A 23,720-nucleotide genomic window follows, 5' to 3' on the forward strand; every position below is an offset into this window, starting at 1 on the left:
TTTCTCATTCATACTAAAATCATTCTTCATTATATAGCACGAAATCTTAATAATAAATAGAACATGTAAGGGACACCGATCAGCGCAGTAATTAATCCTGCTGGTATTTCATGCGGAGCAAACAACAGACGTCCCACGAGATCAGCTAGAATAACAATCAATCCTCCAAGTAGCGCTGCAACTGGCAAACGGATGAAACTGCGCGTACCGATTAAATGCTTGGCCATGTGCGGCGCCATTAATCCAACAAAACCAATGGTTCCCGCCATTGCAACGGCAGAACCTGCCAATCCCACACTAATTAGAATAAATAGCAGGCGCATAGTCTCCACCCTTAACCCCAAACCTACAGCCGACTGCGTATCCAAGAGAAGCAGATCCAGCGATCTAGATAACAACAAGACAACGACAATTAATATAATAATCCAATGTAGCAGTGGCCAGAAATGCTCCCATGTTCGTCCGTACAAGCTGCCTGCCATCCAAACCGATGCCTGAGATACGCGAAAGATTTTCCCTACCGTCAGTAGATAAGTAATTAACGCTCCCGCCATAGCAGAGATACCGACACCGATTAACAGCATACGTGTCGGGGAACTCGCTCCTCCTTTTCTCCAAGACAAGCCGTAAATAGCTGCGGCCGCAATAAAAGCACCGCCAAAAGCGATCCATGGCATATTACGTATAGGAAACGCAGGAGCCAGCACCATCACTGCCACAACCGCTGCAGCTGCTCCCGAGTTCAGTCCAATCACACCAGGAGAGGCGAGTGGATTTTTCATAATAACCTGCAGAATCGTTCCTGAAAGCGCAAGACCACATCCTACAAGAAACCCTGTGAGTACACGAGGAAGCCGAAGTTGATGAATCGTAAATCGGTATTCGTCGTTTCCGATTCCGAACATGCTCCGAAGGACTTCGTCTGGTGGGATGGAACGCTCTCCAAACATCACATGAAGTATAAGCACTCCGATATTCAAAAAAATCAATAAACCGATGACGATTATTGCCCGTCTCCTAGCAAAAGAAGACATCATAAAGATCTCTCCTTCCTCTGAGCTAGGTAGATGAGGATAGGAGCGCCAAAGAAAGCGGTAACTATCCCAGCTGGGATTTCCTGTCCAGGCAAAACAAAACGTGCTCCGATATCTGCAAGCAAAAGTAGCAGTGCCCCTAACAAAGCAGAATAAGGAACGACCCAGCGATAATCTCTGCCGACGATTAATCGAGAAATATGTGGAACGGCTAGTCCAACAAAACCGATTGGTCCCGCAAGTGCCACCGCACTGCCGACTAGCAAGACAACAGCACCTATACAAGCCGTCCGAATCAAAAGCATTCTCTGTCCAAGACCTTGTGCAACCTCATCGCCCAAAGCGAATACATTCAACTGCTTACTTAACGTAAACGCACTAAGTAACCCGATTAACAAATACGGGATCACTTTCATAAACAGCTCCATATCTCTGCCTGTCAACGAACCCGCCAGCCAATATCTCATCGTATCAAGTGATTGCTCATTTAAAATCAGGACCCCTTGTGTCAGCGAAGCAAATAACAGATTTAGCGTAGCTCCCGCCAAGACGAATCGAATTAAAGACATGGATGGTCCGCCCGTTGAACTAATTAAGAATACTGAAATACCTGCAACCGCAGCCCCTATTAGAGCGGACCATGCAAAAACGTTAAGAGAAGTACTTTCTAGCCAAAATGAAGTGATGACCGCCGCCAATGCTGCACCATTGCTAATTCCGAAAAGCTCTGGTCCCGCCAGTGCATTACGGCTCACCGCCTGCATTAAGCAACCTGCTACTGCAAGAGAGCCACCAATCATTATAGCTATCAGTGCTCTTGGCAGTCTAACCGTGAGAATAATCAATTGCTCACGCGAACCGTCATAAGCAAAAAAAGCGTCCCCTACAGCAAGGAACGGGATCTGTACGATGCCGAACATTATGCTGCATAGAAACGCGAAAAGCGTTAATAATGCCAATCCCATTAATCCTATTATTTTTTTTCGATTACTCAAGTACAAATTGCCCTTCCTCCGCCTAACGTCATCCGTATACAGTAAAATTGGATCGCTCATTCAAACGATCCAATTTTTGCGATTATGTTATACAAACTTTAGTTAACGTAAAATAACCTTACCTGGTTTATTTCACGCCTCCAACAAATGTATTCAGATCATCTACAACTTTGTTAACCGCTTGAATACCTAACCCACTCAGCCAATACTCCCAATCTACTGGATGTACCGCTTGATTCTGTACGCCTTTCAATGTTGCCCAAAGAGCGCTTTTTTCCAGCTTAGTGAATGCATCAGGTTCTCGGTTAAACCACAATATAACATCACCATCCACATCCGCAATTTGCTCTTCTGTCACATCCTTTGAAAAGCCAGCATCTTGCTGAGCAACAGGGCGAACGATTCCCGCTTCTTCCATAATAGTCCCAGCAAACGTTTCCTTAAGGTAAACTTGTATTTTGTCCGCTCTAGGTCGGAACAGTGAAACTTCCTTAATCTCCTGTCCTTCAAGTGCCGTTTTTAGAACTTCAATTCGCTGTTGGTACGTTTCTAGAAGCTTGTCCGCTTCAGCCTGCTTATTTACCGCTTCGGCATGAAGTTGCAAATTCTCCTTCCAAGTTACCCCCAATGTTTCTACAAACACAGTTGGAGCTATTTGCGATAATTGATCGTATATTGCGTCATGTGTATCTTTGTTACCAATGATCAAATCAGGTTGCAAAGCATCGATAACCTCTAGATTTGGTTCGTTTACTGAACCGATATTCTCAATACCTTCTGTTCCTTTCAGGTAAGCCGGGTATGGATCTCCTGCCGCCAAAATAGATGGCGCACCTACCGGCTTGATGCCAAGCTCAAGCAAATTATCTAAAGCTCCAATATCCAGCACTACTATCTTTTGCGGATTCTCGGGAACTTGAACTTCTCCATATGTATCCTTAATCAGACGCGTATCTCCATCACTTGTCGTTGTCTCCTCCTGCTTCAATTCTGTCGATGCAGGTATTGTGGGTTCAGGTGCGTTGCCACCATTGTCTTTTCCCCCATTACCGCAAGCCGACAGTACAAGCATCCATACGACCAACATCAAAACAAAAAATGTTTTGTTCCTACCATAACTACTAATCTTTCTGCGCATTCTGCTTCATCTCCTAGAACTAATTAATAATGATTATCATTATTAATTGTAGCTACTACTACTCGTTCTGTCCATGCAGTATTCTTTTGATTTCATATACTATTTTTAATACCTCTGTTATTAATGTAAATTTTATACATTTAATTGTTGGCAAAGTAATAATTATTAGTTGTATACATCAAATAGATGACTGATCAACGCTTATGATATGATCCGATGTTGCCAAGCTTATATAAATCGAACCTTTCGTGTGGATCACAAAGTTGTACAGCGGATTATGCAACAATATCGCGGCTTATACAATTAGTAATAAAGAAAACCCTCATCCAATCATTTCCCTCCGAATCTTTTTATCAAAATAATATTACTCTAATTGGGTACAATAAGGAAAAATTTGTAGGAGGTTCCAATATGACCAAAGAAGGCTTTATTAAAGAACAACGAAATCAGTACACCGATCTCGCTACTGTAGAATCTCAACGAAATGACTTAGTTGCCGAAGAATTCACAGACGGTCCATATGGGTCACCTGTTAATGCAGAATCATTAGGAAAAAGCACAGATTGGCGCGTTGATCAACGACCTCCTAATCGCTTTGATTATGAAAATCGGGAGTTACATTCCGGAAAGGAACGTAAATATCCAGGCGATCAAGGACAAGGTGACGCTGCCTTAGAAACTTTCAACGAACCCGGAACTGAGTAAGTTGATATTAGTACCCATCAGACCATTCCCCAAACAATGCTAGATGGGTCACTTAATTACTCACTAGTTTCACCCTAATTAGACCCTTTGAGGCAGGAACCAAAAGATTATAGGTAGTAATAGCGCTGTCCCGTATCCCCCTGCTTCTGCCTGAATACATTTACTTTTAAATGACTATATCTGTCTAGATCAAAATAAATTAAATTACATATATTAGGTTTATCTTGAAAAAAGGAGTTGAATTCTATGGGTATTGCAAGAAGAACTAAAGTTGTTAGAATTAGACCTGGGCAAAGAGTCCTTGTAATCGCTAAAAGACATCGCCGTCGTCTAGTCTAATCTTGTATATAGAGCGTCTGATTTTAGGCGCTCTAGTAAGATAGAATTAACTCCATTATCGGTTAGTCCAATCACTCAGCCTTACCGTAAAGTTAATTCGCTTTTTACTACATAGCGTATATGATGGATTGAAATGTATTAGTCTTTGAAACGAACAAATATGAATTGCATATTCGCCTATTGTTCCTTCACAAGCCCACTTTTAGAATGTCGGACATCGAGCGAATTAGCAGAATTAGAGTAAGCTTATATTAACAAAATTTAATTCTCATGCTTTGTAGATTTGATGTTAATTTCTTACCAGAGTCATCCCTAATTAACAGCTTTGAACGATTCTTTATTTAAGATGAACTCCCTAATCTACCTATCCACTCATTAAGTCTTCTTTATAATACAAACAAAGCCACTCTACAGAGAGTGGCTTTGTACTGATATTAGTAATTGTATGTTGTACAGACTGTTAGGTGTGATGATTTTAATCAGGCATGTTGAATACCCAATGAGTGAAAGTGACTTCAAAACCTTGTTTGGTTGGTGAACAGGCATATGGACAAGCCTGACTTATTGATGAGTGAGAAAAGCGCGCTCCGCAATGATTAGAGTTGAGACAAAACTTCTACTGCCGTGTTATTTTTCCATTATGCTATCAAGGCAGACCGATCTTCATACTCAAAACCATATAACGTCTTTTTCCAAAAATCGCCTTCTTTCTTGAATGGAAGAGGTGAATTAAGCCAACATGCAGCATCCCAATCCATTCTTATAATCCTCATTGATACCTCTACCGTTTTGCAATAAATTCTGTTAAGTAATCAACAGGCAATGAGTAAAAAGCGTTTTTTTCTTATTGTCCACTTCTTATATTCTTCACAGATCGAAGTTCTAATGTATAATTTTGATAAATGCGCTCCCCACCTTTTCCTGTAGGAGCTTGTGCTAATAACCCTACTTTTACGATATCGTCTATCGGAAGTGTGAAGAAACGCATCATATCGTATTTCACACCATCAACGGAGTAATGAAATGCAAATGAATTTCCAGATCTCGCCATTTGCAGCCATACTTCGTTACCACGTATGTTACAGCCGTTTGCATCATCTGATGTTTGATTAGTTACTACGCTAACTACAGCGTGAGTATCAAAATCGGTTAACTCCAAACAGGCTTTTGCCCAAACGGTAGAATCTTTCAAAACCATAATAGAAGTAGCATCGTATGTATCTTTGAAATCGTGACTTACTTTTACCCTCATAACAAAATCTCCGGAAACTTCAGTGTAATAAAAAGGAGCATTTGTAAGCGAATCTGGTGTAATCCCTTCTACTCCAATAGGTCCACTATTGTTAAAAAAGTCGGTTTTCCCTGGAGCATACATAATTAACTTATCTTCTTCAAAGCGGATACTGTCTTCATTTAGCCAAGTATAATTTTGAAACATTTCTTTATTCACTTAGCGTTCCTCCCCATACTTAAAGTTACTTTACTTTACAATATTACCATCATTTACTTCAACAAACTTGCTTAATTATGACCATTATTATTACTATTTTGATATTCGAATCTAATTATCTATATAGAACAATCAAGCCCCTCAGATAAAAAATCAACAGTTAATGAAACAATAAAGAACGATTCATTCACTCTATCTGCATTCTCCAGCAAATCTACTTATAAATATGGTGATAAAATTGAAATTAGGTCGCGTCTTTATAACCATACAGAGCAAACTTTAAATATATCGCACGGTGTATCTTTAATTGAATATTCTATTACAGATGTAGATGGATTTACCAGTGCAGAAATATATGGTTTAGCATTGGCGTCCAGTTCGTTCCAATCTGGTGATGAACTTAATTCTAGCATCAAACAAACTGCGTTCTTAACATATAATCTAAATAAAATCGGTTTTGATAATAAAGATGTTATAATGTCATTCCTAAATGACTCAGTACGACCTTCCGTTTTACCTCGAGGAATTATACAATTTCAGTAAAAGCAAAGTACTGGATTGAAGGAGATACTCTGGATAACTCAAAGTCTCTAGAAATATCAATTCCAATAATTATTGAATAGTTTCAATAAGAACAGTAACCATTTTGTTTACTTCAGTTAGACACACCTCTTATACTTAGAATCATTACTGTAGACTTGACCAAAGCAATAAATCTGCCAAAAAGAAAAAACCTTAATGCCAATAGCTTTAAGGTTTCCCCCTATTAGTAATGGGCCAAATACCGATCACGTTACCATTGGTGAACTTGTGTGCGGTACATGTTAGACACCACTTTCTAGCTTGTATTGAACTATCGTTACCCGATAACTTAACATCAAAGAACAACCTATTAAAACAGGCTATCATGTATATATTTTATTCATGTATCATAACCCAATATTTTTCTTCTGTTTTACCTTCTTCAACAACTTTCTTCCAACCATTATTTTCATAGAATTTCATTGCCTTTTGGTTTTCTGACACACACTTCAATCTTATTGGTTTATTCATTTTTTCTATGGAGGCATTAATCAGCTGACCACCAACACCCTTACCTGAGAAATCAGGATGAACAAACAAATTATGTATAAAATTATCTGGCAAGTACAAAGAAGCAAATCCAAGAATTTTAGCATCTTCCTCTGCTAAAATTATATACTCTTCTACAGTATGCTTTTCAAAATCTTCTAAAGTCATTTCTTCAATATCCGCCCAATAAAAACTTTTACGACGTGATTCTAGGTATATACGTCTTAAAGCAGGGTAGTCTAATTCACCTGCTACTCTAATATCCATATTTTCACTCTCACTTTCTTTTACAAAAGTAAATAATAACGTATCATCTAGAATTATTTCCCTCTATATTTTTTCGGGTTAAAATCAAGATTGTCCTTCTTCCAGCAAACTGCCCGTTAGAGGTTTTTTTATAATGACTTTCCTAAAAATTCCTTTACCTGACTCAAAAATGGGGTTTCCAACACGATCCCATTTATGTCAACGATAACGTACATAGGAAACTCCTTAACTCCGATTGCTGCTGCCCACTTAGAATCACGTTTTTGTTCTTGATCCCAAAATTGAACTTTTATTATTTCTTTCGTAAATTCGGGATTGAAGTTATGGAAGGTGTTCAATTCTGTTGTTTCACTATCAGGAAGATAGTTTTTATAAAACAAATGAATTACATATTTTTCTGTCTCTGCTGGTTTCAATTCTTTCATAACCTCTTCTTTTGTTGGACCTCCACAACCCGATCTTATAGTTGATCGCTTAATGACTATAGTCTAATACTATATTTTCCTATTCTGCAACTATAATTTCACAATACAACAATAGGACGATCAAAAGGTAATTTCACTAACAGTAAACTAGATTAGTTTAGTCTTATGTAAGGATAAATTTCCTAAACATGCAATTCAGCATTCACATGAATGTCATGACTGATCTACATAAAACATATAAACGCTCTGTATAACACAATAATCCCCTCCTACCATTAAGAAGTATGGGATTCTGCTAACAATACTATTCGTCTAGGCAATAGTACTAGCTCTGGGTCAGGCACTAATTCTGGTTCTAACACAGGGTCTAACACTGGATCTAATTCAAGTTCAGAAAATACTAAGCCAACTAGTTCAGTCGGCTTCTCACGTAAAGACCCAGCACCTCTAAACACTAAAATAATTTTCGAAATAGCTAATTACTCTAATAACTTTACTGGCGAAACTTCAATTTCAGAAACTATCAGAGGTGAAAAAGCTTGGCAATTAATTTATGAGGCTAATAGGTTTAATAACGCTCCACCTGAAGGATATGAATATCTCCTGGTTAAAATCAATTTTAAAGTAACAAAAAATCTTGTTGAAGATAAAGCAGTCTCTATAAGTGATTATGATTTCAAATTAGTGTCAGCTGAAGGTAAGGATTACGATCATAAGACCATTGTAGAACCAGATCCGGAATTTAGCGCTAATCTATATGAAGGAGCTTCTACCTCTGGATGGGCAGCTTATCTAGTTAAGAAAGATGACACTCCTTTATTGTCATTTGGACGTAATTACGATGGTACTGGTGGTATTTGGTTTAAGGTCGAATAACGCAAAATGCCTCTCTACAGTAATAGTAGAGGGGCATTGCTATGTGTATTGAGTTGCTAAGGAAATTTTTCCTTACCTCAACTATTTAGTAAATTACGTGCGGTACAGGAACCATGCTTATTTATAACGTGTAACATCAGTTAAAACACTGTATTATCAATAAAATTATTGTGATGAACCAGTTACAATATGTACCGAACTGCAATATTCGGGGACGTTTTGAGAATATGATTTCTAGATTTGAATATTGTAATAGGATGATGCATATTAGAATAAGCCACTTATTAATGAGTGGCTTATTTTTCATTCAAATATTTGATTAAGGCAACCAAATAAATAGGCGCACGAGATTAATTCTCATGTGGAGACCTTAAACCTACTTATGAACGTTCGACGAGCGGCACTATAGTTAGTTGAAGAGTACCACTAACAAATTATAAAAAGAATGAATAATAATTACTGACCAAAGAGAATTACTTTTCTTATATACAAACCCAAATATAATACTCAACACAAAAACTGTTAATATGGAACTTAAAATATAAGGGAATTCAAACAGACCTTTATAAAACCAAATAGGAAAATGAATCAATACAAAGAGTAAAGCTGTAATTGTATTTGCTTTCCAGAATCTATAAGAATCCATAAGTTTTCTTAATAAAAAACCTCTAAAGACAATTTCCTCAGTTATACCAACCAATAGAATAGTATTAAGCCATCCGTTAATTCCTATTTGAAAATCAATATTATTTTTTAAAACGATAAGATTTATTATTAAAAAATAGAATATCAAAGCTAAGGATACATAACATGTCCATTTTAGACCTTTTCTAAAGTTATGATGTAGCTGTAAATAGGAAAACGGTTTACTTTTTTCTATAAATTTAACTAATAAAATAACAGGAATGACCCAAATAACTATTTTAATAGTGGCTGATGTTATAGCTCTTGAAACGGGGTCCATCAAATCTAAATATTGAACCAACCATAATTCTTTGACCCACCATAGGGCATAAAATATTATAAAATATACCCAGATATATTTTTTATTCACTTTTAATTCTATCAGAAACTCCTCCTTTCATTATTTAGTAAAAATAATGAACCTAAACTTAGGCATCTCGTTTACGGTAAAACACAATAGCTACTGCAATAAAGATCAGTGTCCATAGCATTAAAATACCTGTCCCTTGAATTGGTGTAAGTACATTTATTTCATCAGAGGAAGGTCGCATATACATATAATATCCTGCCGTATCTGGAAAATAATTTTTAATATTAGGTAGAAAATCTCTCGACAATGGACTGACAATGAAATAATATCCAAGCAGTGTCACTAAAGCAGGAGTGGTTCGTCTTAATAAAGCACCTATAGCTGCACTGAGAAGTGTGGTTAATGTTAGATAGCCTGTTGCACCTACTAATGTTTTCATCGTGTCTATTTCAATCACTACTGCTGTGTCTCTCATCATAATAAAAACATATAGTACACCTGATGCAGCAATAATAAACGCCACAGGAATGGTCACAATTGCCAATGCCAAATGCTTCGTGGATAATTGAAACCCACGCCAAGGTATCGTAGTTAAAGTAGTTCGAATCTGTCCACCAGTATACTCCGAACAAGTAGCTAAGATACCAAGAATAATGAACCCTGCTTGAAGATATCCCATAGAGGCAAGTCCTATATTCAGTATACTTTGCGTTCCTGCTGCCCCTTGTAGACCAGCAGAAGTAAAAGCTGCGGCTAAAGCTAAATTAAAAATGAATGTACCAATAAGAGTGAGCCAAATCAATGGTAATGTAACTAATTTACCCAGTTCAGCACCAAGGATTTGTGTTATCTTTCTACTAGATGAGACATTCATGATGCAACGTCCCTCCTATGGAATACAATAGCTGCAATAAGGAAAATAATGACTAACCAAGCAAACATGACTAAACCGCCTGCGAACGGAGTGTGAAATCTTTCGCTCATAAACATAAACATATCAAGGCCAGCCCTATCTGGTAAGTAAAACGCTAACTTTGTAACCCTGGAAAGCAAGAAACTAAATGATACAATTGATGAATTTATCATGAGCACAGAAAGCGGAATAATACCATTCTTAGTTAGAACAGTAATCCCAAATGCTAACAGAGCCGTGAATGTCCAGTAACAAACTGCACCGATAAGTCTAGACCATACAAATGCAGGGGCATATTCACCAAGAATAAGATGCGTTGCTGACACAGTTGTTATAATAGCAACAATACAAAGCAGTATGCTCATCACTGTCACAGCGCCTGCTTTTGCCAGCAAAAAATGAAGTCGGGATGAAACAACAGTTAAACTTGTTGGAATCTGTTGTCCTCCACCAGCTTCACTGCTCTCAGTTAAATACTCACTGCTGACAGCAAGTACACCAAGAACAATGACACCTTGCACACCAAGACCTAATCCAATATAGCCAACTTCCGATAGCCGTGTGCTAACTCCAGTTATAATCTCTTCTTTTTGTGCTATGCTGTCCAAGGCAGCAATGACCGCTGGGATAAATGTTCCAATAAGAAAGGCAAGCCAAATGCCCGGCAAGGAGAACAATTTAGATAGCTCCGCATTGAATGCTCTCATACAACATCACATGCATTTTCAGATGTCAGGGCAAAAAAGGCCTCCTCCAGCGTAGCATGGTTACCTATTACTTCTTCCAATGTTCCATCTGCAACGATTTTTCCATGATTAATAATCACCACATCATCAACAGTCTCTGCAAGCTCTCCCAATAGATGACTGGATAATAACACCGTGTTTCCAGACTCAGCTCGTTCACGCAAAAATGTCCGAATCCACCGAATTCCTTCTGGGTCAAGCCCGTTTACGGGTTCATCTAAAATCAATATTTTTGGATCACCTAGTAGTGCAGCTGCCATTCCAAGTCTTCTCCCCATACCAAGGGAATAATTCCCAACTCGTTTACCGGCTGCATTAGTAAGACCTACTATTTTCAGAACTTCCTCAACACGTGAGCGTGACAATCCTGCGGCACGAGCAATCCAACGCAAATGTGCCCGTCCTGTTCGCATACGATGAGCTCCAAATCCATCAAGTGCGGCACCTACTGTTGTTATAGGATTATGTAATTCTACGAATGGCTTTCCATTAATTAGTGCGCTTCCTGAGGTGGCACGATCTAATCCAAGCAGGATTCGAAGTGTAGAACTTTTACCTGCCCCATTTGGACCTAAAAAACCAGTTACTCTACCTGGTCTAGCTTTAAAACTAATACCTGATAAGATTTCCCCAGTTCCTCGATGTTTGACTAAGTTATTAATTGTAAGCAACCATAACACTTCCTCTCTGTTATGGTTCTAATTATATAGAAGCAAAGTTACATCTCGGTTATCATGTTGTTTAATTCTGGGTTAACTTTAGGTTAAGCTTTGCTAATAGCTACTCTTGTGCCATTGTCATTTGATGTAAAGTCAGCTTTCAGCTTCATTTTTTTCAACATATAATTTGAAGTCGATAAACCAATCTCCGCCCCACGTTCATAGGAAGAGTTATCCATACCTGGACCTCTGTCTGCAACAATAATCAGTTCTTTTTCTATATCAACCACAATGTTTGCATATTTTCCTTCTGCTGCATGGCGAACAATATTCTGAAATAAATTATCCAGAACCCGTGTTATCCATTTAGGATCTGCTTCCCAATAAAAAGTCTCCTCTGTCGGTAAATCAACATCGAGCTGAATTTCTTTTTCTTCAAATACAGGATACCACGCAGCAACAGAAGCTCTTACTAAACGTCCAATATCTGTTGAAGTGGGTTGAAAAGGATGTTTCCCCGATGTAAGCAATGTATAGGAAAGTAAATCATCCATTAAATCTCCGACTCTTGTAATCGTATGGTTCATCTCTGTTAATGAGTTTTGTCCTTCTATACTCATTGATTCTTTATTTAATCTGGTGATATGTGCTCTCATAATGGTAAGTGGCGTACGTAAGTCGTGAGATAAATTCGCAATGAGTCGATGGCGTAATAATTCCTCTTCATATTCTCGCTTGCGACTATCTTCAAGCTGTTGAATCATCCAATTAAAAGAACTTCCTAACTGATCTATTTCATCCATACGATCCGTTTGAATAGATATTGGTTTAGGAAATGAGTTATTACTAGCTGAAAATGACATGACTTCCTGCAAGCGGATGAGACGTTTACGAAGTCTCAAGAAGAACATCCAAGATATTACAACAAATGCGACAATAATAAAACCAAACAAAAGAAGTGTAACGTAAAATTGATTTAACGTATTCAGATATTGTTCATTGATACCAGGAAACTCAATGAGCGCAGAGAAGAAAATAAGCACAATTGGAGGAAGAAAGATAAATAGAAAGTGTCCCTTTAGAAAACGATGAAATAATGATCTTTTCTGTTTCATAGTTTCACCCGATAGCCTATTCCCTTCAAGTTTTCAATAATCTCTGGGGAATCTGGATGACGTTCCAACTTTTGACGCAGTCGATGGATATGCACCATTAATGTTTTATCACCAGTTATATAAGTTTCTTCCCAAATAGCTTCATAAATTTGCTCTTTTGGTAAAACTTGATTAGGATGGCGTAAGAAATACATTAAAATTTGATGTTGTTTCCCTGTCAATATAATTTCTTCTCCTGTGCGTTTGTCAAATACCATTTGGACTTCTGGATCCACTTCAATATGATTTCCTAATGAAATGCGTTCGGAATGTGTTCCACCACTTCGACGGATTAATACTTCTAATCTTGCAACTAATTCATCCGTATGGAATGGTTTCGTTAAATAGTCATCAGCAAATTGTAAACCATCTACCTTATCCTCTATCGAAGTTCGAGCAGATAGCAGCAAAATAGGAATAGCAGGTGCTGCCTTTTTCAATCTTTTTCCCACCGTAAATCCGTCTAGGCCGGGTAACATGATATCCAAAATAACTATTTCATGCTGATTTACTTCTTTTTCGGCTCCTTCACCAGAAAGCAGCCACCGAACTGAAAATCCTCGCTGTTCCAATTCTTCTTTTACCCAACTGCCTATTTTCTCATTATCTTCAATATATAATACGTTTCTTTTCAAGTAACATCCCTCTCTTCAAATTGAGTTCACTATTAGACAGATTAACACAAATCAGCATTCTTCTGCGCGCATAATTAAAGTACTTGATTTTGTTGATCTATCAGACATAGATCCTATTAACTTTGATAAACCTTACTACCTCTCCCCTGACATGGCAGGTGCAGGAGCACACAGTTTACTGTTAGAAGCAATCAAACAAACAGGTAAGATTGGCGTTGCTAAAATCTCAATTCGTAGTAAGAGCAACTTAGTTGCTATTCGCATCGTGGATAATTGTCTTTGCTTGCTTCCCATAATGCTGACTCTCTATTCATTCTGTTACCCCCATTCGAAGTTTCAAAAAACAAAAATAGCACCCATGAAGGATGCTTGATATAAGTAGTATGACAACACTTTTAAAGTACAAAATATAATAATGTGCCTATCTGATAGAATGAAAGTTGTTGAAGACTATTACACAATGAATGAAGGTAAATCTACATATGAAAAAGTGGTTAGAAATACAAGTACTTTGTTTTAAATGATAAGCTGTTGCCAGAGATGTTGTATGTGTTCCACCATAGTCATTATAGATATAAATCATTATATCATCTTTTATCGTTTATCTTTTATCTTTTATCTTTTATCTTTTATCTATAACTATTATATCCGTTTTTCAAGTGGCAATTCATCAGACTCACTCCACTCCCAATTTGTTAGCGACTTTGACTTTTCTTAATGTTTTACTACTTTTAGTATTTTTGAAGAAGATCATAATAGAATCTATAAAACATTTCCTCTCGTTTCTTATTCACACCTAAAACTTACCTTATCCATTGCAAAATACACACGTTGCATCTTTACTCACTAGATTCACCCTTTCATAGATATATAGTGTCGTCATTTTGAGACACTTGAGCTATTCTCTCGAGTTTAATTTCGACGTAATCAAATAGACCGTTAAATGTGCTATAGCTCTTATCAAAAACACTGTCATTATCTATTAGTGAACATATGATATTAATACATTGGTACTAGCCCCTCCTAGATAAGTCTAAAACCAATGAAAAATAATAGAAGGTGGAGATAACATGGGTTATTACGGTCCTCACAAAAGAAAGTATAACGGATACAAAAACAATAATCACAATCACAATACCAACAACAATACATTTTATTTAACTGGTGGACTAACACCAGTCACTCCTGAACCAGCCTCAGGCTTTAGAGCCCTTAACTCTACAGTTTCCCAACCCCTTGCTGCAAACACTTTTGTAAAAGTCTTATTCCCGACCGAACAATTCGATTTAGAAAATGAATACGATCCAGCAACGTCAATATTTACCCCAAAATCACCAGGAGTATATTCTATTATTGCGAGTATTAATTTTGCACCAACATTTCCGTTCCAAAATTACAGAGCACGAGTAGAAATTCATCTGAATGGAGGAGCAGCCGTCGCAATTGATAATGACTTCTTTGGTCCAACATTCCCCGCTTTCGTGAATGTAGCAAGTGTCTCTGCAATTCTTAAATTACAGGCTGGAGATCGAGTAGAGGTTTTTGCTACAGCTAACATCTCAGGTACGCTTGAAGGACCAAATGTTGCCGATGCTGGCGCTGGCTCGAATTTTCAAGCTGCTAGATTCAAATCATAACTTCCACCGCGTCACGATTGTGTCCCCAACCGATCGTCTACGTCGCTACCCTCATCTGTTTGCATGCTCGGCAGAGATCTCACTCTGTCGTTTTTTTTTGCGTACTGTTCAATTAGTTTTAACACCCCGCAAAGGGTATTTGCTTTCATAATCTTTGTTATATTCGCACTTACACTCAATACATTCGTTGTTCATATAAATCTTCACTCCTTCGTAATTTGCACCTATTCTGCACTATCCTATTAACCGCTCTGCTGCTTCACTCACTAGATTCACCTACCTCTAATTGAAATGATGTTGTTGATTCAGCCCAATCAATAATTTCAGAAGCGATAAGTGTGCATGATACAATCTCGCGTCGATTGCGCTAAAATGTCATAACTTTCATTTTATTTTCTGTTTTTTAAATTCTTCAATAATCATTCCTGCCTTAAATTCGCTTCTACCCAACGTGCAGATCATGCTATAATCTCAAATAGGGGTGATATCAATGGGTTTCTTAATCGTTGTCGTTATTATAGCGGTACTATTTGGGTTTTTTAAAAACAAGAAGTGACTCACCTTTATAAGCTGCATACTCGGCTGTTGTCCCTCTCACTAGATTTACCCTTTCATAAATTGAATTTATAAAATACATACCTCAAAATCGTTAAAATGATAATATATTGATTATTAATAAGGAGGTAGTTAAAGTGCATAAAAAGAAATACTTTACCCTCTTGCCACCGTTTCTCATTTTAACAATCATCCTAGCTTATACTCTTCCAAGCGATAAAAAGACTTATGCTTTCCTTGCAGTTATTGCTTTTTGGATTACTTACTTTGGTTGGATTTATATTAAGAAAAAGAAGAGAAACGAATAACTTTAGAACGCATTTTTTCTTCAATTTCTACAAGTATGATCAAAGCTGGATTCTTTTCTAGACATATGGCTTGAGCTGCACCCGAAGTAGTAACTGCAAATTTATTTGATAAATAATTTGTTCATTTATTTTTTTTAATTGGTTTAGAGTCACTCCCAATCTTCGAACTTTGACATATTATTATCTATAGATCACCTCATACATATGTTAAAATTACCCAAAACGGATGGTAGTTACATCTGTTAAAGACGTTTTGTTTTCTAAAATAATCAAATAGAACTTATTAATAACGAAACTTTCCTTGGAATAAATCGTATTAATTGATAATAATTTCATTAAGGGTGGTTACTATGAATCAAGAAAACTTAACTTGTAAAGCTTGTGGAAGTAATACATTTACTAAAGGTGAAATAACCAATGGGTACGCTTTCGTAATGCCAATCGATAAATTTTTATCTTCAGGATCGCCAGTTATATATACATTTTGTAAAACGTGCGGAGAAGTAGCCTCAATTAAAATTAAAAAACCAGAGAAATTTTGAGCCCTGAAAACGGGCTCTTTTTATAGACTTCACTAATGTTTAGCAGTATAGGTTGGATTTAATTTGTGCTCTAAGCATTACTATACGACATGTAATTTCGTTTCCAGAGAAGTTGAACTTCTTTTAGACATTAAAAAACTCCCATCATTGCAGCAGTAGAAGTTTTTGTTATTTCTACTGTACATTATGATGGGAGTATATCATTGTGGCACAATTGAACCATGAAAAATTGCACCACCTTAATTAATTGATTGAAACAAATCAATTTCCTGTCAAAAATTAAAGTATATTACTCATGTGTCATCTTGTTGGAATTGATGAGAAATCTGTCATCGTAGTTATAGATGCTCTTGTTCGATGAAGAGTAAGAAATTATAGACAAATACGCTTGCATGGAACATCAAGTTATTCGTAATAACCCTCCAAGCCTGCAGTCGTTTCAATTTCCCTAGCCTTATTTGGATTTGTGTAAGTAACTTCTCAAAAATTTTTGTGTTCTTTCATTTTGCGGATTTTGGAAGATATCCTTTGGCGCACCTTGTTCTATAATGACGCCGTCAGCCATAAAAACAACTCGGTCTGCCACACTTTGCGCAAAATCCATTTCATGTGTCACAACAATCATAGTACGTTTACTATTGATAACAGATTTCATAACATTTAAAACTTCCTCAACCAACTCCGGATCTAGAGAGGAAGTAGGCTCGTCGAATAAAATAACATATGGATCAAGGGCTAAAGCACGGGCAATCCCTACACGTTGTTGTTGACCACCTGAAAGAGCTACAGGATAATTATGCTCCTTACCTTGAAGACCAACATTAGCTAAAATTTTGTAAGCTAATTGCTCAGCTTCTTGCCGAGATGTATTACGTGTTAGGCGTACTGGTTCAGATACATTATGAAGCGCATTTTTGTTTTTGAATAAGCCATAGTTTTGAAAGACCATTCCTGTTTTCTTGCGAATATCACTTACGTGTTTCTTCGTATAATTCTCTAAATCTACTTTGATTCCATCAATTTCTATAGTCCCCACTTGAGCTTCTTCTAAAAAATTTATACAACGTAAAAACGTTGATTTCCCTGAACCGGATGGCCCTATGATAGCTACAACTTCTCCTTCAGCAATTTCCAAATCGATTCCTTTTAGTACAACAGTAGAGCCGTAGCTTTTATGCAGATTCGTTATTTTAATCATTTTAACTCCTCTTTTCGATAGGGCTTTTCAACAGCATATTCAAGTTTAGATTGCAAGAAAGAAAGCACGATAGAAATCATCCAGTAAATAAGACCAACCATCAAATATGCTTCTAAAAACTTGTACGTCACGGCAGCCTCAAGCTTAGCACGCGCCATCATATCAATTACACCGATTGTAAAGGCTAAAGAAGTGTCTTTAATGATCATAATATAGTAGTTACCAGCTGGTGGGATGCTAATACGAACAACTTGGGGTAAAATTACCGTTCGTAAGGCTTGCCATTTCGTCATATTAACGGATAGACATGCTTCATACTGTTCTTTATCTACCGCTAAAAATGCTGAACGGAAAACCTCTGATAAATAGGCTGCATTTCGCAAACTAAGAGCAATAATAACAGCTGTAATGGCGTTCATTGAACTGAAGCTTGGAAATATTTGTGGCGCCCCAAAGTATAAAATGAATATTTGAATTAAGGTGGGCACTCCACGAGAATAGGAAATGATGACTTTTAGAATAGGATAAAGTATTTTGACTTTATTTTTAATAATGATGGAAAAGACAAATCCAATCACGATAGCTAATAGAAAAGATAATGTGCCTATATATAAAACAATTGGTAAAAATTTTATGATTTCTGGAAATAGACTGAGCATATACTCAAAATCAAACTTCATACAGTAGCCAACCTTTCTTATGTCAACTAACGAAAGGCCACTCTATAAAGAGTAGCCTTTCGTTTATTATTACTTGTGAGGAACCGTTACATCAATTGCGCTCCACTTATCTGAAAGTTTTTTCAGAGTCCCATCATTAAATAATTTTTCGATTTCAGCACTAAAAGCGGCTAAGAACTCTTTATTATCTTCAGATCGAACAAATGGGAAAGCATAATCGTAATTGATTAGATAATCCTCACCATAAATTTTCAATGGCAGGCCTTCCTTTGATATACGAGAAGCAGCAGTAATTTTTACATCAATAAAGGCATCTAAGCGACCTAGGGCTACCTCATTATAAGTACCACTCACATCTTGGTAAGGAGTAATAATAATCTCGTTTCCGTTTTCTTTATTCCACTTTTCTAAAAACTGATGTAAGTTATTACCAAGTAATACACCTACTTTTTTTCCTTTTAAATCTTCAATGCTATTAATATCCTTAGTGTCTTCATGTACAACTAGGGTTGCTCCCGAGTATGCATATGGCGAAGAAAAATCATATTTTTCACGACGTTCATCCGTAGCTGCAATTAGATTCGCTACCGTATCAATATTACCTGCATCTAACATCCCAAAAATCCCTGAGAACTCAGCAAATGTCCATTCAATGTCATAACCTAATGACTCAGCTACCAACTCTAGTACTTCAACATCGTAACCTTGTGGATTTCCCTTATCATCAACTGAAATAAACGGAGGATATATACCTGAAGAACCTACTTTTAATACTTTTTTCTCAGAGGTTTCATCAGAATTTTTTCCACATGCTACTAGTAAAATAGTTAATGATGCTATTAATGTTAAAAATAAGAGTCTTTTGAATTTCATGATTGTTTATTCTCCTTTAATAGTTGTTGTTCCAGCACTTGAATTAATTCTTCAGCGGAAATTTCCTTAGGGTATTGAAATTCTAAATTATTGATAAATACTGTTGGAACCATTTTGACGTCACGAGCAATGGCTTCAGCAGTCACTTGAAGACTAATTTCAATATTCTGTTCTTCTTCCTTCAATCCATGCTTCTTATCAATATATTCCTTAATACCATGACTTGAAAATTTATCCCATGTCTCCTGATCTTTAAATAAAGCCTTAACATTGTCTAATGTTTTTATAGGATCATTGTAGTCTAAGTTAAGATTGATCAGTGTTCCTGGTAATAGCATTTCTCGAGGTTTATCATAATGTTTAACAATTAATTCAACTTTGTTCTGGTTTATGTATTGTAGAAGCACTTCATCTACAAGTTTATAAAATGACGCACAATATGGACATGCTAGATTTAAGAACACTTCTACTTTTATTGGTGCTTCTGTATGACCTAACGTTAAATGTGTATTCTTGATTTTTTCCAAATTAAAAACCCTCTTTTCTATTATTTTTCACTAGATTTACATATTTCATTGTTTGTTAATTCGTTTGGTGAAATTAATAATGTTAAAACAAGCTGTAAATGTGAATTTCAAAACATTTTTTGCATAAAAAATTGTTGCAATTAGGAATTTATGTATTAAATATAACTAAACTTATCGGAATTGTCAACATATAATTAAAGTAGTACAAATTGTAATATTAGTGTGTTATATTCTCAAACTATAAGAGAAACTTTTTTATAAAATATGGATCTCTTGAATACGAAAAATGTAATCATATAGGTTTCTACTACTGTGATTTTAACAACTATTTCTTTATAATCTATCTTCCTCTCTTCAAGATAAGTAAACTACTATTTTCAAGCGTAGCAATAAGTCTTCAGTTTGTTGTTGCTTTAACCTGTTTGATCGAGGTGTTATAAATACTTCATAACAAGAACAAAAGGAACACCTTACTCATCACTTTTAAACAATAAATAGAGGTGATCAGCTCGTATAATGAACTAACCATCCTCTATTTACGTTACTACAATTGAATTAGTCTAACACTTTATTTTTCAGTCTAAAAAAGAAGGAGCCACATTCTAAGACTTGATTAATAAATTCTTAGATTGTAGCTGTTTAATTGAACTAACGTTCTCCATTAGCTGAATGAATGACTGGACTAATTTTACATTTACATCTATTCTATAACTGATATTGAAACTCGATGTGTAGAGAGGATGTTCTTATTGGCCCATTCCGAACTGAGCAACGATTTAATAAAAGACACGATTGAATCTCTAGCAAACCTGTTGGAGGAATTTTATGTTTTTCCAGAGAAAGCAGTAAAAATTCGAGTCGATCTTTTCGAAAAGCTATCTGAAGGTGAATATAGAGAAGCAGTTAATGGGTATGCCCTATCCGAAGTCATAACAAATCAAATGCAGAAAATAAGCAATGACCTCCATTTAAATTTATACTTTAGTGAAGACGTATTACCCTCAAAGTCCAATGATTCTGGGAGCAGTGACTATACGGAACTACGACTAAAACTAAATAACTACGGGTTTGAGAAGGTAGAGAGATTACCAGGAAATATCGGTTATCTAGTATTAAATGAGTTTGCGCCTCCTGAGCTTGCAGGTGAAACAGCTGCAAACGCTATGAGTTTTGTAGGAGATACAAGTGGATTAATAGTAGATCTTAGAAACAATTCAGGTGGAACCTCTTTTATGGTCGCATTTATCTCCAGTTATCTGTTGGATAATTCTTCACCCGTGCATTTAAACGATCTTTATTGGCGCTCTTATAATGTCACACAATCATTTTGGAGTTTACCTTTCGTCCCTGGAAAACGATTTGGAGGAAACAAGCCTATTTGCATATTGACCAGTAACATAACCTGTTCGGCAGCTGAGGAGTTCGCCTATAGTTTACAGGCCCTTGATAGAGCACAAATTATCGGAGAAAAAACCAAAGGGGGCGCAAATCCAGGAGGCATCCATCGAATTAACGACCATTTTCAAGCATTTATTCCGAATGGTCGTGCGATTAATCCGATTACAAAAGATAATTGGGAAGGGAGAGGCGTTATTCCCGATTTAAAGGTCGCTAGTGAAGAGGCTTATGATATAGCCTATAAGACACTCCTTAATAAAGTTCTAGAGAATAATTCAAAACATCCGAATCAGGGAGAAGATCAACTAATAGCAGAGATCAAAAACAAATTAACATTGCTTTAATCGTTACTTAATGCTATTTAAATAAAATCAATTCACAGATCAAAAAGCTGCCGTTGTAATTCGGCAGCTTTTTGAGTTAAGCTAAAGTGTTCCGTTAGCGTAACAAGGCTACTGCTTATTAATATATTTTTCTGTTATTGCATTACATAAAGAATTTTTATCTCACTAACAAAACCTTCTTTTACTTCAAATTGTAGGTACTCAACTTGCTCATTACTCAATACATATGCACAATTATTAGGGTCAGTTCTACCATCAAGAGCTATCTCTAAATCAGGATAAGAATTCTTTACTTCTTCAATCTTATCTCCAATTTCAATTCCCTTAGATGTTTTGTAGTCTTTTTTGTTAACGACCATCTCCATTATCCAAAAATCTTTACCATTTTCTTTAGGAGAAGTAAGTTTGATTTGAAGTCCATCGTATTCCAATGTTTTAATAAAAGACCCTTTTAGTGTATCTGCCTCATTACCAAGTTCTTCAATATTCTGCGAAATTGGTTCGCCTAATATTTTTTGTAAATCAACTTTGTTATCCCAGTCTTTAAGAGTGATAATTGAATTATTAATAATTAATGAATAATCATTAGTGTCGTTATCTTCAATTGTTTGTTCCGTATTGTCCTCATTTGTCCCTTTTGGTGTCTCCCCTGATATATTCTCGTTAGTACTGATCGCATTTTGATTGGGATTAGGTTCAGATACTGTACATCCTGTAAAAGCAGATGTGAGAATAATAAAAATCAAAGTTATCAAAATTCTTTTCATCATTTTTCCTCCTCGTACTTAATTTATAGTTCTATACGCATTATCTACTCTTTTTGTTGCGTTAAACTGCCCGTTAGCTTAATTGGTTACACTTATATAATTGTAAATTCCAATCAAGACCAGTAAGACCACGAACACAATTATAAAAATTAAGATGAACTTCAATACGTTTGATACTTGAGGTTTGTTTTGGGCTTGATTCTCAAGAGAAGTTATACGGCTTTTTAGTTCTTGAATCTCCTTTTCATTATCCATTGGTAATCCCCCTTATTAACACTACTTATCACGCTCCTACATAATACCATATATTGGAATCAGTCTGCCTGTTAGCTCAATGAAAAAACAGGCTTCCGTAGCGCCTACTCATCAATGTATATCATTCAACTATAGTTCTCTGTTAGCTGAACCGTCATTGTTTTTCCTTTGTGATAACGTAAGCTGTGATAAAAGAGATTTGAAGAGAAATAACAAATGAAATTATTAGTAATCCATTATCACCTTCGCGCATTAATAAAACTGATAACAAATTGAATGCTATAATCGTAATTAAAACCACAACAATAAAAACAGCAACCAGTTTTAGTAAGCTTCCACTTTTTGCTCGATTTCTCAAGCGTTAATCCCCCTAACAGTAATAAGAACGATATTTATCACTATCTTTATTATTGTTATATATCACGTAATATCACTATCTTGTTTTTGAAGTCACCGTTGATATATTCTCTTGAGAAAATTCATACCACGTTACATCCCTTTTAGCATCTTCTTCTTTAACAAAAGCTTTATATGAATCTTTAGTAACTAGTTTATTATTGATGTAGTATGCTATGGCGAATATGGTGAATGATTCATCAGTAGCACTTGATTCATGATAAGCAAATTTGTCTGTTTCACAGGAATTGGTTTGGAATCTTAATTTTCCATATCCGTTGTAAGTTAACCCGCCGCTTAACCATCTAAATGTTCCGTCAGTTTTAAGATCGCTTAACTGGTCGTTTCCAAAAAAACAGCCATAGACTTCACCGTTCATATAATGCAGGACTTCAACAAAATTTGGATTCTCATCTACTGTTAATCCAAGAACAACTTCGGGTATTTTGTCACCATCCATATCAAGCACTGCAAAGTGATTTATTTTAGATGTAGTTCCATAAATCTCGTTATTAGTTAAAAAATTATTCAAATATACCTTTTTCTTAGTTTCTATGCTGTAAAATTCAATTTTATTTTGCAATACTATCTTATATGCTTCCATTGCTAAACTCTTATTGTTCTCAGGTTTAATTTCAGAAGGAGTAATATGGGCAGAAGAAGTAATTGTTGGAACACTAGTGTCAAAAATTTCATTACTATTTGTGCTACTGTAATTATTTAGGTTTAAACTACTTTTATTGATGGAACACGCAGTTATTGAAATACTTAACAGAAACATAAGAAGCACACACTTAATTTGTGATTTCATTTAATCTCTCCTCAACTATTTGCTTCTG

Annotated in this window: 27 protein-coding genes and 2 pseudogenes; 7 read left to right on the forward strand and 22 right to left on the reverse strand. The window is 36.1% G+C overall.

What is annotated here, in order from left to right; translation table 11 throughout:
• Window positions 1-29 precede the first annotated feature (29 nt).
• From NV377_RS05970 to NV377_RS05980, 3 genes are all read right to left on the reverse strand, one after another.
• Complete coding sequence (locus NV377_RS05970; protein ID WP_258200233.1) at window positions 30-1,037, reverse strand: FecCD family ABC transporter permease; 1,008 nt, start codon at window positions 1,035-1,037, stop codon at window positions 30-32.
• Window positions 1,034-2,029, reverse strand: a complete 996-nt coding sequence (locus NV377_RS05975; RefSeq protein WP_258200234.1) for a FecCD family ABC transporter permease — start codon at window positions 2,027-2,029, stop codon at window positions 1,034-1,036. Before NV377_RS05975 ends, NV377_RS05970 begins: the two co-directional genes overlap by 4 nt.
• Before the next feature lie 127 nt (window positions 2,030-2,156).
• Window positions 2,157-3,167 carry an ABC transporter substrate-binding protein gene (locus NV377_RS05980; RefSeq protein ID WP_258200235.1) on the reverse strand — a complete coding sequence of 337 codons (1,011 nt, stop codon included), beginning with the start codon at window positions 3,165-3,167 and terminating at the stop codon, window positions 2,157-2,159.
• A gap of 411 nt (window positions 3,168-3,578) precedes the next feature.
• On the opposite strand from NV377_RS05980, the gene NV377_RS05985 reads away from it, so the two are divergent.
• Window positions 3,579-3,872 (forward strand): hypothetical protein, encoded by a 294-nt coding sequence (locus NV377_RS05985; protein ID WP_258200236.1) that lies wholly within the window; start codon window positions 3,579-3,581, stop codon window positions 3,870-3,872.
• A 977-nt stretch (window positions 3,873-4,849) separates the two neighbouring features.
• Here the strand turns inward: NV377_RS05985 and NV377_RS05990 are convergent.
• The 5 genes from NV377_RS05990 to NV377_RS06010 all read right to left on the reverse strand — a co-directional run bounded on the left by NV377_RS05990 (window position 4,850) and on the right by NV377_RS06010 (window position 7,879).
• Window positions 4,850-4,984 (reverse strand): hypothetical protein, encoded by a 135-nt coding sequence (locus tag NV377_RS05990; RefSeq protein WP_258200237.1) that lies wholly within the window; start codon window positions 4,982-4,984, stop codon window positions 4,850-4,852.
• Window positions 4,985-5,055: 71 nt separating this feature from the next.
• Entirely contained in the window at window positions 5,056-5,661 is a 606-nt protein-coding gene (locus NV377_RS05995) for a DUF1349 domain-containing protein (RefSeq protein ID WP_258200238.1), read from the reverse strand.
• Window positions 5,662-6,579: 918 nt separating this feature from the next.
• The gene (locus NV377_RS06000; RefSeq protein ID WP_258200239.1) at window positions 6,580-6,999 is read right to left on the reverse strand and encodes a GNAT family N-acetyltransferase; all 420 of its coding nucleotides are present in this window, start codon (window positions 6,997-6,999) and stop codon (window positions 6,580-6,582) included.
• Between the two features lie 128 nt (window positions 7,000-7,127).
• Window positions 7,128-7,424, reverse strand: coding sequence for a hypothetical protein (locus NV377_RS06005; protein WP_258200240.1), 297 nt, complete (start codon window positions 7,422-7,424; stop codon window positions 7,128-7,130).
• 275 nt (window positions 7,425-7,699) lie between these two features.
• Window positions 7,700-7,879 (reverse strand): hypothetical protein, encoded by a 180-nt coding sequence (locus NV377_RS06010; protein WP_258200241.1) that lies wholly within the window; start codon window positions 7,877-7,879, stop codon window positions 7,700-7,702.
• A gap of 94 nt (window positions 7,880-7,973) precedes the next feature.
• Here NV377_RS06010 and NV377_RS06015 point away from each other — a divergent pair, with 94 nt between their 5' ends.
• Complete coding sequence (locus tag NV377_RS06015; protein ID WP_258200384.1) at window positions 7,974-8,300, forward strand: DUF4352 domain-containing protein; 327 nt, start codon at window positions 7,974-7,976, stop codon at window positions 8,298-8,300.
• Window positions 8,301-8,709: 409 nt separating this feature from the next.
• On the opposite strand, the gene NV377_RS06020 is transcribed toward NV377_RS06015, so the two are convergent.
• The 6 genes from NV377_RS06020 to NV377_RS06045 all read right to left on the reverse strand — a co-directional run bounded on the left by NV377_RS06020 (window position 8,710) and on the right by NV377_RS06045 (window position 13,401).
• The gene (locus tag NV377_RS06020; RefSeq protein ID WP_258200242.1) at window positions 8,710-9,354 is read right to left on the reverse strand and encodes a CPBP family intramembrane glutamic endopeptidase; all 645 of its coding nucleotides are present in this window, start codon (window positions 9,352-9,354) and stop codon (window positions 8,710-8,712) included.
• Window positions 9,355-9,412: 58 nt separating this feature from the next.
• A complete protein-coding gene (locus NV377_RS06025) occupies window positions 9,413-10,168 on the reverse strand; it encodes an ABC transporter permease (protein WP_258200243.1) in 756 nt (251 codons plus the stop codon).
• Window positions 10,165-10,914, reverse strand: a complete 750-nt coding sequence (locus tag NV377_RS06030; RefSeq protein ID WP_258200244.1) for an ABC transporter permease — start codon at window positions 10,912-10,914, stop codon at window positions 10,165-10,167. Before NV377_RS06030 ends, NV377_RS06025 begins: the two co-directional genes overlap by 4 nt.
• Window positions 10,911-11,624 carry an ABC transporter ATP-binding protein gene (locus tag NV377_RS06035; protein ID WP_258200245.1) on the reverse strand — a complete coding sequence of 238 codons (714 nt, stop codon included), beginning with the start codon at window positions 11,622-11,624 and terminating at the stop codon, window positions 10,911-10,913. Before NV377_RS06035 ends, NV377_RS06030 begins: the two co-directional genes overlap by 4 nt.
• Before the next feature lie 92 nt (window positions 11,625-11,716).
• A complete protein-coding gene (locus tag NV377_RS06040) occupies window positions 11,717-12,727 on the reverse strand; it encodes a sensor histidine kinase (RefSeq protein WP_258200246.1) in 1,011 nt (336 codons plus the stop codon).
• Window positions 12,724-13,401 (reverse strand): response regulator transcription factor, encoded by a 678-nt coding sequence (locus tag NV377_RS06045; protein WP_258200247.1) that lies wholly within the window; start codon window positions 13,399-13,401, stop codon window positions 12,724-12,726. Before NV377_RS06045 ends, NV377_RS06040 begins: the two co-directional genes overlap by 4 nt.
• 73 nt (window positions 13,402-13,474) lie before the next feature.
• On the opposite strand from NV377_RS06045, the pseudogene NV377_RS06050 reads away from it, so the two are divergent.
• Window positions 13,475-13,687: pseudogene (locus tag NV377_RS06050) on the forward strand (Ku protein); the annotation flags it as partial.
• Window positions 13,688-13,912: 225 nt separating this feature from the next.
• On the opposite strand, the pseudogene NV377_RS06055 reads toward NV377_RS06050, so the two are convergent.
• Window positions 13,913-13,984, reverse strand: a pseudogene (locus tag NV377_RS06055) (DUF3189 family protein); the annotation flags it as partial.
• A 487-nt stretch (window positions 13,985-14,471) separates the two neighbouring features.
• On the opposite strand from NV377_RS06055, the gene NV377_RS06060 reads away from it, so the two are divergent.
• The 3 genes from NV377_RS06060 (at window position 14,472) to NV377_RS06070 (ending at window position 16,443) form a co-directional block, all read left to right on the forward strand.
• On the forward strand, window positions 14,472-15,038 hold the full coding sequence (locus NV377_RS06060) for a C1q-like domain-containing protein (protein ID WP_258200248.1): 567 nt from the start codon (window positions 14,472-14,474) through the stop codon (window positions 15,036-15,038).
• A 692-nt stretch (window positions 15,039-15,730) separates the two neighbouring features.
• A complete protein-coding gene (locus NV377_RS06065) occupies window positions 15,731-15,901 on the forward strand; it encodes a hypothetical protein (RefSeq protein ID WP_258200249.1) in 171 nt (56 codons plus the stop codon).
• A 350-nt stretch (window positions 15,902-16,251) separates the two neighbouring features.
• Window positions 16,252-16,443, forward strand: coding sequence for a hypothetical protein (locus NV377_RS06070; RefSeq protein ID WP_258200250.1), 192 nt, complete (start codon window positions 16,252-16,254; stop codon window positions 16,441-16,443).
• A 454-nt stretch (window positions 16,444-16,897) separates the two neighbouring features.
• Here NV377_RS06070 and NV377_RS06075 read toward each other — a convergent pair whose 3' ends face one another.
• From NV377_RS06075 to NV377_RS06090, 4 genes are all read right to left on the reverse strand, one after another.
• Entirely contained in the window at window positions 16,898-17,641 is a 744-nt protein-coding gene (locus NV377_RS06075) for an amino acid ABC transporter ATP-binding protein (protein ID WP_258200251.1), read from the reverse strand.
• A complete protein-coding gene (locus tag NV377_RS06080) occupies window positions 17,638-18,321 on the reverse strand; it encodes an amino acid ABC transporter permease (protein ID WP_258200252.1) in 684 nt (227 codons plus the stop codon). The genes NV377_RS06075 and NV377_RS06080 overlap by 4 nt, the downstream gene beginning before the upstream one ends.
• 69 nt (window positions 18,322-18,390) lie before the next feature.
• Window positions 18,391-19,194, reverse strand: coding sequence for a transporter substrate-binding domain-containing protein (locus NV377_RS06085; RefSeq protein WP_258200253.1), 804 nt, complete (start codon window positions 19,192-19,194; stop codon window positions 18,391-18,393).
• Window positions 19,191-19,721, reverse strand: coding sequence for a thioredoxin domain-containing protein (locus tag NV377_RS06090; protein WP_258200254.1), 531 nt, complete (start codon window positions 19,719-19,721; stop codon window positions 19,191-19,193). The genes NV377_RS06085 and NV377_RS06090 overlap by 4 nt, the downstream gene beginning before the upstream one ends.
• Window positions 19,722-20,470: 749 nt before the next feature.
• Between NV377_RS06090 and NV377_RS06095 the strand changes: the two genes are divergently transcribed.
• Complete coding sequence (locus tag NV377_RS06095; protein ID WP_258200255.1) at window positions 20,471-21,463, forward strand: S41 family peptidase; 993 nt, start codon at window positions 20,471-20,473, stop codon at window positions 21,461-21,463.
• Window positions 21,464-21,597: 134 nt separating this feature from the next.
• On the opposite strand, the gene NV377_RS06100 is transcribed toward NV377_RS06095, so the two are convergent.
• The 3 genes from NV377_RS06100 to NV377_RS06110 all read right to left on the reverse strand — a co-directional run bounded on the left by NV377_RS06100 (window position 21,598) and on the right by NV377_RS06110 (window position 23,692).
• Window positions 21,598-22,233, reverse strand: a complete 636-nt coding sequence (locus tag NV377_RS06100) for a hypothetical protein (RefSeq protein WP_258200256.1) — start codon at window positions 22,231-22,233, stop codon at window positions 21,598-21,600.
• A gap of 406 nt (window positions 22,234-22,639) precedes the next feature.
• Window positions 22,640-22,843 (reverse strand): hypothetical protein, encoded by a 204-nt coding sequence (locus NV377_RS06105; protein WP_258200257.1) that lies wholly within the window; start codon window positions 22,841-22,843, stop codon window positions 22,640-22,642.
• Window positions 22,844-22,918: 75 nt separating this feature from the next.
• Window positions 22,919-23,692 carry a hypothetical protein gene (locus NV377_RS06110; RefSeq protein WP_258200258.1) on the reverse strand — a complete coding sequence of 258 codons (774 nt, stop codon included), beginning with the start codon at window positions 23,690-23,692 and terminating at the stop codon, window positions 22,919-22,921.
• Between the last annotated feature and the right edge of the window lie 28 nt (window positions 23,693-23,720).

This window comes from Paenibacillus endoradicis, assembly GCF_024721975.1.

Excerpts from the sequence above, each read along its gene's own strand:
- NV377_RS05970 (WP_258200233.1), bottom strand. The coding sequence starts at position 1,037 with ATGATGTCTTCTTTTGCTAGGAGACGGGCAATAATCGTCATCGGTTTA.
- NV377_RS05980 (WP_258200235.1), bottom strand. The coding sequence starts at position 3,167 with ATGCGCAGAAAGATTAGTAGTTATGGTAGGAACAAAACATTTTTTGTT.
- NV377_RS05985 (WP_258200236.1), top strand. The coding sequence starts at position 3,579 with ATGACCAAAGAAGGCTTTATTAAAGAACAACGAAATCAGTACACCGAT.
- NV377_RS05990 (WP_258200237.1), bottom strand. The coding sequence starts at position 4,984 with ATGAGGATTATAAGAATGGATTGGGATGCTGCATGTTGGCTTAATTCA.
- NV377_RS06000 (WP_258200239.1), bottom strand. The coding sequence starts at position 6,999 with ATGGATATTAGAGTAGCAGGTGAATTAGACTACCCTGCTTTAAGACGT.
- NV377_RS06005 (WP_258200240.1), bottom strand. The coding sequence starts at position 7,424 with ATGAAAGAATTGAAACCAGCAGAGACAGAAAAATATGTAATTCATTTG.
- NV377_RS06025 (WP_258200243.1), bottom strand. The coding sequence starts at position 10,168 with ATGAATGTCTCATCTAGTAGAAAGATAACACAAATCCTTGGTGCTGAA.
- NV377_RS06030 (WP_258200244.1), bottom strand. The coding sequence starts at position 10,914 with ATGAGAGCATTCAATGCGGAGCTATCTAAATTGTTCTCCTTGCCGGGC.
- NV377_RS06040 (WP_258200246.1), bottom strand. The coding sequence starts at position 12,727 with ATGAAACAGAAAAGATCATTATTTCATCGTTTTCTAAAGGGACACTTT.
- NV377_RS06060 (WP_258200248.1), top strand. The coding sequence starts at position 14,472 with ATGGGTTATTACGGTCCTCACAAAAGAAAGTATAACGGATACAAAAAC.
- NV377_RS06070 (WP_258200250.1), top strand. The coding sequence starts at position 16,252 with ATGAATCAAGAAAACTTAACTTGTAAAGCTTGTGGAAGTAATACATTT.
- NV377_RS06075 (WP_258200251.1), bottom strand. The coding sequence starts at position 17,641 with ATGATTAAAATAACGAATCTGCATAAAAGCTACGGCTCTACTGTTGTA.
- NV377_RS06080 (WP_258200252.1), bottom strand. The coding sequence starts at position 18,321 with ATGAAGTTTGATTTTGAGTATATGCTCAGTCTATTTCCAGAAATCATA.
- NV377_RS06085 (WP_258200253.1), bottom strand. The coding sequence starts at position 19,194 with ATGAAATTCAAAAGACTCTTATTTTTAACATTAATAGCATCATTAACT.
- NV377_RS06100 (WP_258200256.1), bottom strand. The coding sequence starts at position 22,233 with ATGATGAAAAGAATTTTGATAACTTTGATTTTTATTATTCTCACATCT.
- NV377_RS06110 (WP_258200258.1), bottom strand. The coding sequence starts at position 23,692 with ATGAAATCACAAATTAAGTGTGTGCTTCTTATGTTTCTGTTAAGTATT.